Below are 10,690 nucleotides of genomic sequence, written 5' to 3'. Positions count from 1 at the left end.
CCATGGCTCCGCCATGCCGCCCTCCTCCGCCTTGCGATGCACGGCACCAGACGCCGCTCGCTGATCCGGCCTGATCGACGAGACACCCCCTAGGGGCCTCACGGGCCCGGGATGGGGGACGCCCGCGGCTATATGGGGGTCCGGCCCCCCAGGACGCGGACACCGGCGGCGGGACTCTGCGGGCCCGGCACCGATGTGTGACGGGCACCCACCGGTGGATCATCGAGCCGACCGACCAACTCCCGCCCCCCACGGAGGTTCGCTCGATGCCGCGTCCGTCCGCGCAGCCCGCAGCGTCACCCGGCACGCTCCGGTTCTCCGTCCTCGGCCCGCTCGCCGTGCACCGGGACGACCGGGCGCTGCCCCTCGGCCCGTTGAAGCAGCGCGTCGTGCTGGCGACGCTGCTCGCGTCCGCCAACAGCCCGGTGTCCGTGGACGCGTTGACCGACGCGGTCTGGCCGCAGGAGCCCCCGCGGACCGCCCGCAAGAACCTCCAGGTGTACGTCAGCGCCCTGCGCGCGCTGCTCGCCGACGACGACCCGGACCGGCCGCGGCTCACCCACACCTGCGGCGGATACGTCCTGCGGGTGGCCGACGACGAGCTCGACGCCCTGCGGTTCCGCTCGCTGGTGCGGGCCGCCGAGGGACAGCCGCCCCGCCCGGCCGCCCGGCTGCTGCGGCAGGCCCTCGACCTGTGGCAGGGGCCGCCGCTCGGCGACGACCTGCGGCAGTCCCCGCGGCTCGCCGAGGAGGCCGAGCGGCTGGAACTGCGCCGGCTGACCGCGTACGAGAGCTGGGCGGAGGCGGAACTCGCGCTGGGCGGCGCGGCGGCGGCGGTCGAGGGGCTGCGCGACATGGCGGAGCGGCACCCGCTGCGGGAGCGGCTGCGGTCCGCCTGGATGTGCGCGCTGAACCAGGCCGGCCGGCAGGCCGAGGCGCTCGCCGTGTACGACGACTACCGGCAGCTCCTCGCCCGGGAGCTGGGCCTGGAGCCGAGCGGCGCCATGGCGGCCCGCTACCGGGCGATCCTCGCGGGTGACGACCGGTCCGGTCCGGCCGCGTCCGCCGCGCCCGCCGCGGCCGGACCGCGGATCGCGCCGGCCGCGCTGCCGCCCGACCTCGTCGACCTCACCGGCCACGGCGAGGAACTGCGCGATCTGCTGGACCTGTGGGAGGACGACGCCGCCGCCGGTGTCGCGCTGCTGTCCGGCCCCGCCGGAGCCGGGAAGACCACCCTGGCGGTGCGGGCCGCCCACCTGCTCGGCGACCGCTTCACCGACGGACGGTTCCTCGTCTCCCTGCGGGACGCCGACGGCGCGGCCCGCCCGCTGCCCGCCGTCCTCGCGGAGCTCGCCGAACGGACCGGCCGAGCGGGACTGTCGGGGCCGGAGGCGTGGCGGGAGTGGCTGGCGGACCACCGCGTGCTGGTCGTCCTGGACGACGTGCCCGAGGAAGGCGCCGTACGGCCGCTGCTCCCGAGCGGTGGACAGGGCAGAGTGCTGCTCACGGCCCGCGGCCAGCTCGGCGGTCTGGCGCCCGTGCACCGGATCCCGGTACCGCCGCTCGGCACCGCGGAGGCCCTGCAACTGCTCGCCGGGCTGGTCGGCCGCGGCCGGGTGCGGGCCGACCGGGAGGCCGCGCTGCGGATCGTGCGCGCCTGCGGCGGATCGCCGCTGGCGGTGCGGGTGAGCGGGATGCGGCTCGCCGTGCTGCGCCATGTGCCGCTGCGGGAGTTCGCGGACCGGCTCACCGACCCCGCCGGCGCGCTGGACGAACTGACCTCGGGCGACGTGTCCGTACGACGCTGGCTGGCCCGCGGCTGGGAGGCGCTGCCGAGGGAGTGCGGCCGGTACGCGGGACGGCTGGCCGCGGGCACCGGCGACGGCCCCTTCGGCCTCACCGAGGCCGCCGAGGCCCTGGGCTGCGACGAGCGGCACGCCGTACGGGTGGTGGAGGCGCTCATCGACGCCGGGATGGTGACCTCACCCGGCGGCGAGGTCACCGCCCACGCGGCCCAGTACGAACTCCCGCACCTGATACGCCTCTACGCCCGCGGCACCCGCGCCGGTACTCCGGTACTGGCCTCCGGCTGAGCGGCCCCGCCGCCGCGGACCGCCGCTCGCGCCGGGCCGGCGGGGCGCGCGCCTGTCACGCCGGCGCCGGACCAGGACGCTCCGGCGCCGGAAGGCCCACGTGGGACGCCAGGAAGGCCAGGCACTCCGCCTGGAGGGCCTCCGCGCGGGAGGCGGAGCGGTCGGCGTGGCCGACGCCCCGCTCCAGCCGGAGCAGGACCGGTCCGGGGCCGGTGGAGGCGTGCTGGAGGGCGGCGCACATCTTGCGGGCGTGCAGCGGATCGGTGCGGGTGTCGCCGTCGGCGGCGCTCAGCAGCACCGCCGGGTACGCGGTCCCGGGAACGACCCGGTGGTAGGGCGAGTAGCCGAACAGCGTCGGCAGCAGTTCGGGATCGCGCGCGCTGCCGTACTCCGGTGTCCAGCTCGGCCCGAGCCCCGACAGCTCGTAGCGGACCATGTCCAGCAGCGGCGACATGCACACCACGGCGGCGTACTTCTCCGGCTGCTGGGTCAGGGCCGCGCCGACCAGCAGACCGCCGTTGGAGCCGCCCATGATCGCGAGCCGGCCCGGCTCGGCCCAGCCCGCCGCGATCAGCCGGTCGGCGGCGGCGGCGAAGTCGTCGAAGGTGTTCTGCTTGTGCCTGCCGCTGCCCGCCCGGTGCCAGGCCTCGCCCTCCTCCCCGCCGCCGCGCAGCCCCGCCCACGCGAACACCCCGCCGGCCCTGACCCAGGCGAGGACCTGGGCGCGGTAGCGCGGTGACATCGTCCGGCCGAAGCCGCCGTAACCGGTGAGCAGCGTCGGGCGCGGCACGTCCGGGCGGCCGGTGGGGGAGATCACGAACATCCGCACCGTCGTGCCGTCCCGCGACGGGAAGGAGATCTGGCGGGTGATCGCGCCGCCGACCGCCGCCGCGTCCGGGGCGTCGCGCTCCCAGCGCGTGACGCGGCCGGTGCGGGCGTCGAAGCGGAGCACCCGCGGCGGTGTGACGAAGTCGGTGTAGGCGAAGAAGGCCTCGTGGCTGCCGGGCGGTCCGGCCGTGAAGTCACCGACCGCGCCGGTGCCGGGCAGCGGGACCGTGCCGACCTGCCGGCCCTCGACCAGGTCGTGCACGGTCACCTCGGCGACGGTGTCGCGGGTCCAGGCGGCCAAGCCGAGCGGATGCTTCAGTTCCGGTCCTGACAGCACCACGAGATGGGTGAGCACCGCGCCGGGCCGTTCCGGGACCACCTCGCGCCAGGCGTCGGCGCCCAGGTGCAGCTCGGCCGGCCGGCAGGCGACGACCCGGCCGCGGGCGGCGTCGCGGTCGGTGCGCAGCCACACCCAGTCCCGGGGGCCGGTACCGGGCACCGCGTGCAGCCGGGTGGCGGCCGTCATGCCCTCCTGGACCGGCCGCAGCAGCGGGCGGTCGAGCGGCCCGGCCCACAGGTCGGCCAGGTAGAGGTCGGTGCCGCGGCCCGTGCCGAGGGTGGCCGTGACACCGAGCCAGCGGCCGTCCGCCGTCACGGAGACGCTGTAGAACTGCGTCTTGTCCCGCCCCTCGCCGAAGACCACGGCGTCCGTCTCGGGTGCCGTCCCGACCCGGTGCAGACGGACCCGGCGGTGGTAGCGCTCCTCGCCGGGGTGCAGCCGCGGGTCCAGGTGCCGCACGTAGTAGAACGCCGCGCCGCCGGGCAGCCAGGCCACCGACGACCTGCGCACCCGGTCCACCGGCCCGTCGACGATCTCGCCGGTGGTCACGTCGATCACCCGCAGCAGCGAGTCCTCCGTGCCGTTGCGGGACAGCTGGAAGGCCAGCAGCTCGCCCTCGAGCGAGGGCTCCCAGGCGTCGAGCACGGTACGGCCGGACGGATCCAGCGCGCCCGGGTCCACCAGCACCCGCTCCGCCGTGTCCGTCCCGGCGTCCGCCACCACGAGCACCGGATGTTCCTGGCCGGCGTCCTGCCGCAGCCAGAAGACCCTGCCGCCGCGGACCTCGGGCGATCTGGCGCGGTCGACGGCGTTGAGTGCCGCCACCTCCGCCCGCCACCGCTCCAGACCGGGCCAGGTCGCCCGCTCCGCCTCGTACAGGGCCTGCTGCTCGGCGCTCCAGCGGACCGTCGAAGGGGCCTCGGCGTCCTCCAGACCGCGGTACGGGTCGGGGACGCGCAGCCCGTGCAGTTCTTCGACGACGTCCTGCCGCTCCGCGTGGGGGTACCGGCGCCGGGCCGGTCGGGCGTCGGGGTTCACTGGTCGCTCCCTCATTCGTCCGGGCGTCGCAGATCGGTGGCGCGGTCGGTGACACGTCCCGTGGCGCGGTCGGTGGCGCGGTCGCTGGCCCGGGCGGCCGGTTCCTCGCCGTCGCCGTGCGCGACGACCTCGGCACCGCGGTCGCCGGCCGGCTGCGGACGCGGGGTCGCGGCGGCGGGCTCCCCGGCGGTCCTCCTGCCGGGCAGAGCGGCCCAGGCGAAGACGCCGGACAGCACGACGATCACCCCGGACAGCGCGAAGACGGTGTCGACGGGGCCGAACCGCACACCGCCGACCGAGCCCGTGAGGTCCCGCAGCACGGAACCGGCGAGCCAGCCGGACAGGACCGCGGACAGCATCGACGCCAGCTTCGTCACCGGATAGAACACGGCCATCACCCGGCCCCGGTACTCCTGCGGCGCCGCGGCGAGCAGCAGCGGTGACATCGCGGTGTTCAGCACGGTCAGCGGAACGGTGAAGACGAAGAGCAGCGCGACACCCCCGAGGAAGCCGGACTGCCGCGAGTAGACGACCAGCAGGACGCCGCTCACCAGCAGGCTGATCCAGGTGGTGCGGCGCGCCCCGAGCCACTGCACCACCCGCCCCGCGCACAGCGCGCCGGTGATGCCGCCCACCCCCATGGCCATACCGATGTATCCGTACAAATGGGCGTCCGCGTGCAGGTTGTCGGTGGTGAAGAAGACGTTGAGGGTGTTCAGCGCGCCGATCCCGAACTGCCCGATGACGGCGAGCAGCAGCAGCGCGACCAGGAACCTGCTGCGCACGAAGAAGCGCAGACCGTCGGTGAACTCCCGCCGCAGGTTCTTCCGCCGCCGCCCGGTGGCCTCGGGCGCGTCCGTGCTCTGCGGCCGTACGCCGATGGAGCGGATCGCGATGTACGACACGGCGTACGACAGCCCGTTGAAGAGCAGCGCCCACTGGAGGCCGGCGGTGAACAGCAGCGGCGCGGCCAGGGGCGGTCCGATGATCCAGGCCGTCTCGCCGGTCGCCTGGGCGATGCCGGCCGCCCGCGCCCGGTCCGCCTCGCCGGTCACCAGGTCCGCGAGGATCGCGAAGCGCGCCGGGGAGAAGAACTGGCCGGCGGCGTGCAGCAGCAGCACGGTCGCGTAGGCGAGGGCGAGCCAGACCGCCACCGGGAGGGCGCCGGCCGGCAGGAACGTGACGGCGGTCAGCGCGATCACGAGCCCGCCGCGCAGCACCTCGGTGCGCAGCATCGTGCGGCGCTTGTCCCAGCGGTCGACGAAGACCCCGGCGAGCGGGCCGATGACCAGCACGGCGGCGCTCGACGCCATCAGGATGCCGCTGACCGCCACCGGCGCCCACGCCTCGTCCTTCGCCAGCACGGTGGCCACCCACAGCACCAGCGTGGTGCTGAACACGGCGTCGCCGACGGAGGAGACGGCCTGGCCGAACCAGAGCCGGGTGTAGTCGCGGTTGATCAGGGTCAGACGCGGTACCGGCCGGCGCGACACCGGTGGACGCGCCGTCATGACGGCCTCGCCGACGTGACGACCAGCGCCATCAGGGCGGTCACCAGGGTCGTGTGGTACGCCTTCGCGAAGAACTCCGCGGGCGAGGCGGACGGGGACGCCGCGAGCGCCGCCGACCGTCCCGGGATCGCGCCGTCGGGCCGCTGCGCCCGCACCAGGCACTCCAGGGCCTCGGCTCCCGAGGGCGTGCGCCACGGCTCGCAGCCCAGGACGAACTGGGCGAGGACGAGCTCCGCGGCCAGGTCCCACCGGTCGTGCCGCGAGCTGTGGCGCAGCATCCGGTCGACCAGGTCCCGTGCGTGCGCCAGATCGCCGCCGGTCAGGTCGGGAGCGGTCCGGCCGAAGTCGCCGAGGTAGAAGGCGGTGTGCGTCAGGGCGTACGCCTGCGGGGTGGTGAGCGGCGCGCCGTCCGCGGGCGCCCCGTCGTCCCCGGGCCCGGCGGCCCGGAAGGCGACCAGCGGGCTGTAGGGGACGAGCGCGGCGTACGGCTCGATGGCGTGGCGGACACCGGCCTTGTCGGCGTAGTGGCGGATCTCGATGCGCTGGTACGGCGACTTCCCGCGCGGCGAGAGGAAGTCGGAGCCCAGCGAGGCGAGCGCGGCCCGGCACAGGGTGTCGTCGATCCCGTCGGGGGCCAGCGCGGCGTAGATCAGCCGGTAGGTGGCGGCATAGGCGGGGGTCTCGTCGAAGAGCCGGGGGAACTCCGGGTCCTGCCAGACCTTCCGGATCAGGGCCGTCGCCTCGTGCAGCGCCTCCGGCGCGCCGTCCGCGCGGGCCGCGCAGTGGCAGAGCAGCGCCAGCTCCAGCGCGGCCTTCGCCCTGCCGTGCGTGGCCGGCCGGGCGCTCGCCGGGAACGGGTCGAAGTGGTCCAGGTTCCGCCCGAGCCAGCCGAGCGCGCCGGCGGACAGCCGCTGAAGAGGTGAGGCCATCGCTACAGGCGCCCCGTCTCGTCCAGGTGGTCGAGCAGGGCCGTGTCGACGGTGTCGCGGAACCGGGCGAGGGTGAGCGCGTCCTCGTCGTAGCGGTAGAGGTCCTGGCAGGCGATCCAGCGGTCGCGGGTGGCCGCGCCGGGCAGGTAGCCGTCGGTGACCGTGCCGACCTCCCAGTCCGGTTTGCCCGCGGTCTCCCAGCAGCTCGCGAGGGTGCCGTCCGCGCTCACCACCGCGCCGTAGCGGCCGTCGGTGTGACCGCAGGTGACGCAGGTCTTGCGGGCTCCGGGACGGCTCACGGTGAAGCCGAGGCCGAGCGCCCGGCGCTGCCATCGGGTGAAGGCGGCAGCGAGCTCGCCGGTGTGCAGCAGGCTGTTGGCGTAGCCGACGCCCACGTCCCCGATCCGGGCGAAGTAGAGCGTGCAGCGCGCCGGGTCCAGCGCGCCCGCGAGCCGGTCGATCAGCGCGTCGACACCGTGGAAGGTCTCCTGGGAGACGTTCACCCGCAGCGTCCACCGGAGCGGCGACACCTCGGAGGCCTTGACGATATTGCCGATGATCTTGTCGAAGGTGCCGGAGCCGTCCGCCCGGCCGATCCGGATGCGGTCGTGGTCGGCGCGGTCGCCGTCGAAGGTGACCTGGACGGACGTCAGTCCGAGCTCGGCCAGCCGGCGTGCCAGGGCCGGGGTGAGCAGCGTGGCGTTGGAGATCATCCAGGCGGAGGTGCGCGCGATGTCCGCGGATCGCTCCAGCAGTTCCAGGCAGCCGCGCGGGTTGAGCAGCGGCTCCCCGCCGAACAGCAGGATCCGCAGCTCGTCCAGGCCGACGGCGGCCATCTGCCGCCGGGTGAAGCCGAGGACCGAGGTGATCGTCTCGGAGGTGAGGCGGGTGCGGGCGATCCGGGGCGGCCGGCTGCCGCCCGCCGCGTCCTGCGCGGTGTTCTGGAAGCAGTACCCGCAGCCGAGGTTGCAGTGGGTGCTGGTGAGGACGGTCAGGGCGTAGGCGCGGTCGCGGGGCGGGGTGAACATGCCGCTCTCCCGCAGCCGCTGCTCGGCCTCGGGGCGCAGGGTCCCGTCGGCGGTGACGTGCCGGCCGCCGAGGCGGGCCACTCCGCCCGGTCCGAGGAACCACCAGTTCCGCTCGCCCCGCAGGAGCCGCGCGCCGGAGGGCAGCCGGTCACCCGGCGCGGCCGTGGAACCCGTGGGCCCGGCGCCGACCGTCGGACCGAGGCTCACCGCTCGGGCGGTGCTCACGGCTTGGCCGGTGTCCACCGCTTGGCCGAGGCTCGCGGCTTGCCCGGTGTTCGCCGCCTGGCCGAGGTTAGCGGCTTGCCCGGTGTTCGCCGCCTGGCCGAGGCTCACTGCCTGATCGATGCTCATCGTGCCTCCCGCACTGCCGCCGTCGCCGCAGTAGCCGTCGCCGCAGTAGCCGTAGCCGTAGCCGTAGCCGTCGTCGTCGTTGCCGTCGCCACCGCCGTCGCTCCCGCCTCGGACAGCCCGCGGGTCCGGCCGCTCGTGACGATCAGCGTCGCCAGCGCGGTGACGAGGGTCGCCTGGTAGGACTTGCGGAAGAACTCCACCGGCGAGGCGTCGGCCGGAGCCCGCCGGGTGACGGACCGTCCGGGGATCGCGCCCTCGGCCGACTGGACCTCGGCGAGCATCCGCAGGCCCGCCTGCCCGGAGGGGGTCTCCAGCGGATCCGCGCCCAGGCAGTGCTGGGCGAGCACGAGCTTTCCGACGAGGTCCCATTCGCCGAGCCCCGCGCAGTGGTCGGTGAGCCGTTCCACGACGTCCAGCGCCTGCTTCCGGGCCTCCTCGGACAGGCCGGGATCGCGCAGACCGAAGTCGCTGAGGTAGAAGACGGTGTGTGTGACCACGCAGACGTCCAGGTCGGCGACGGGCGACATGCCCGCCCGGGCCAGGAGGCTCGCCGCGTACAGCTCCCGGTAGGAGGCGAACCGGTGCTCCGCGCCCGCGAGATCGGCGTAGAACCGGGCCTCCAGATGGAGGTACGGCGGCTTGCGGCGCGGGGCCAGATAGCCGTCGGACGCCAGCCGCGCCGACACCGCGCGCGGCGCGTCGGTGCCGGCCCCGGCCGGGGCCAGCGCCGCGTACATCAGCTCGAACTGGCGGGCGTATCGCGGGTCGAGGGTCAGCAGCCGCGGGAACTCCGGTCGCCGCCAGGCCCGTTCCACCACGGCGGTGATCGCGTTCAGGCCGTCGTCCGGGGGCCCGGTCAGCGCCCAGTAGCGGCGGAGCAGGGCCAGTTGCAGCAGGGCCTTGACCCGCGGGGTCACCGGCAGCTCGGCGTGGCCCGCCGGGGAGTCGAGGTAGGCCGCGTTCCGCCCCGTCCAGTGCCGCGCGCCCGCGGACAGACTCGTCACGGCCTCACCAAGGCCGGGTGATCGCGTACTCATGGTCCTCCTTCGGGGTCGCGGATGCCTGGGCCACCCGCTCGACGATGTCGGCCGCGCGCGCCGCGCCGTCCACCGCGGCCAGCCGGTCGCCGAGCGCACGGGCGCGGGCCCGCAGGCCCTCGTCGTGCCACACCGACTCCAGGGGCGCCGCCGGCTCCGCGGACGGCGTCCTCGGGACGCGCACGGCCACGCCGGCCCGTACGCAGGCACCGGTGAGCAGCGGCTGCTCGGAGCCGTTGGGCGACAGCGCCAGCGGGCGGCCGCGCAGCAGCGCGGACAGCACCGGGGCGGAGGTGCCGTTGGCCAGCACCATCCCGGCCAGGTCGACGAGCGGCCCCATCCACGGCTTGCGGACCAGCAGGATGTCGGCGCCCGGAGCGGGCCGCGGATCGGTGGACCGGCCCTGTTCGACGACGGCCTGGAACGGGCCGCCGGTGAACATCCTGTTGAGCCTGGGCCACAGGCTGCCGCCCTCGAAGAAGCGGCCCAGATGGACGTAGACGACGGGTTTGCCGGAGCGCGCCAGCCGGTCCCGGACCGCCGCCAGCTCCGCCGGGTCGGGCGCTGGTTCCCAGGCGAGCGGCCCCACGTGCCGTACCCGGCCGGGGAGTTCCGCGCCCGGGTACTCCAGCGCCGGGTCGCCGCGCAGCAGCAGCGCGTCACCCAGCAGCGGGCTGTCGGTCCACCGCGAGGCACGCCCCGCGAGGCCCGCCTCCTCGCGCGCGGCGGCGTGGAGCATCCGGCAGTCGAGGGTCCGGCTCTGCCGGGTCCGGCCGAGGTGCGGCTCGTCGTCACCGCCCGCCCGGTAGTCCCACAGATGGACCGAGAGCCCGATCACCACCACCGGGATGTCCAGGGCCTCGGCGGCGATCAGTGCGCCGTTGCACAGCACCGAGGTGAGCAGCAGATCGGCCCGGGTGTCCCGGGCCGCCCGCAGGACCGCCCGGTACTGCGCGAGCCCGGTCTTCCCCCACCAGGTGGCGGAGAACGCCCGTCGCCCGCCGAAGTCCTCCGCCGCCGCGAACGGCAGTCCGGCCTCGGCCACGACGGGAGCGGCGGTGGACCGGCCCAGCACACTGACGTGGTGACCCCGCTGCCGCAGCGCCCGCCCGGCCGCGAGAGCCGGGTAGAGGTAGCCGCCGTCGCTCAGCGGGCAGACCAGGATGTTCACGGCGTGCGGGCTCCCTCGGGCGTCACGGGCGGTGTGGCACCGGTGGTGCCGGGGACGGCCGCGGGCCCCCGGTCCCGGCACGAGGTGCCGGGAACCGGGCGGCCCGCGCGGTGCTCAGGGCGAGTCGCCCTCGCGTCAGGAGAGGTCGCTGGAGTTGTTGACGATGCAGCCCGCCTCGGCCTCCTCGTCCTCGCTGTGCGCGACGACCTCGATGTCCTCGTTGTCCTCGATCGGCTGCGGGTTCGTGTTCTCGGACATGCACGTCCTCCTCGGTTGACGGCGTCGCTGCGCCGGCTGAGAAGGAACGTACGGACCCGCGGTATACGAACGCCTGGCCGACGGTTCGACGCCGGTATACGGCGAC

At 75.3% G+C, this 10,690-nt stretch carries 8 protein-coding genes; 1 reads left to right on the top strand and 7 read right to left on the bottom strand.

The genetic code is table 11. The features are described 5' to 3' along the window. The first annotated feature begins 266 nt into the window (after positions 1-266). Positions 267-2,093: an AfsR/SARP family transcriptional regulator gene (locus ABT232_RS33670; protein WP_351847311.1), complete on the top strand. Its 1,827-nt coding sequence runs from the start codon at positions 267-269 to the stop codon at positions 2,091-2,093. Positions 2,094-2,148: 55 nt separating this feature from the next. Here ABT232_RS33670 and ABT232_RS33665 read toward each other — a convergent pair whose 3' ends face one another. The 7 genes from ABT232_RS33665 to ABT232_RS33635 all read right to left on the bottom strand — a co-directional run bounded on the left by ABT232_RS33665 (position 2,149) and on the right by ABT232_RS33635 (position 10,584). Beyond that, positions 2,149-4,299, bottom strand: coding sequence for a prolyl oligopeptidase family serine peptidase (locus tag ABT232_RS33665; protein ID WP_351847308.1), 2,151 nt, complete (start codon positions 4,297-4,299; stop codon positions 2,149-2,151). 11 nt (positions 4,300-4,310) lie between these two features. Continuing rightward, positions 4,311-5,810, bottom strand: a complete 1,500-nt coding sequence (locus ABT232_RS33660; RefSeq protein WP_351847305.1) for an MFS transporter — start codon at positions 5,808-5,810, stop codon at positions 4,311-4,313. After that, the gene (locus ABT232_RS33655; RefSeq protein WP_351847303.1) at positions 5,807-6,739 is read right to left on the bottom strand and encodes a DUF6895 family protein; all 933 of its coding nucleotides are present in this window, start codon (positions 6,737-6,739) and stop codon (positions 5,807-5,809) included. Before ABT232_RS33655 ends, ABT232_RS33660 begins: the two co-directional genes overlap by 4 nt. Positions 6,740-6,741: 2 nt before the next feature. Next, a complete protein-coding gene (locus tag ABT232_RS33650; RefSeq protein ID WP_351847300.1) occupies positions 6,742-8,118 on the bottom strand; it encodes a radical SAM protein in 1,377 nt (458 codons plus the stop codon). Next, the gene (locus ABT232_RS33645; protein WP_351847297.1) at positions 8,115-9,155 is read right to left on the bottom strand and encodes a DUF6895 family protein; all 1,041 of its coding nucleotides are present in this window, start codon (positions 9,153-9,155) and stop codon (positions 8,115-8,117) included. The genes ABT232_RS33650 and ABT232_RS33645 overlap by 4 nt, the downstream gene beginning before the upstream one ends. Beyond that, a complete protein-coding gene (locus tag ABT232_RS33640) occupies positions 9,127-10,326 on the bottom strand; it encodes a glycosyltransferase (protein WP_351847294.1) in 1,200 nt (399 codons plus the stop codon). The genes ABT232_RS33645 and ABT232_RS33640 overlap by 29 nt, the downstream gene beginning before the upstream one ends. Positions 10,327-10,461: 135 nt before the next feature. Further along, positions 10,462-10,584 carry a hypothetical protein gene (locus ABT232_RS33635; RefSeq protein ID WP_351847292.1) on the bottom strand — a complete coding sequence of 41 codons (123 nt, stop codon included), beginning with the start codon at positions 10,582-10,584 and terminating at the stop codon, positions 10,462-10,464. Positions 10,585-10,690 lie beyond the last annotated feature (106 nt).

The organism is Streptomyces sp. NPDC001532, from assembly GCF_040298625.1.
Lineage (GTDB): Bacteria > Actinomycetota > Actinomycetes > Streptomycetales > Streptomycetaceae > Streptomyces.
The sequence above is the reverse complement of the archived record's forward strand: the minus strand, read 5'-3'. Positions and strand labels throughout refer to the sequence as shown.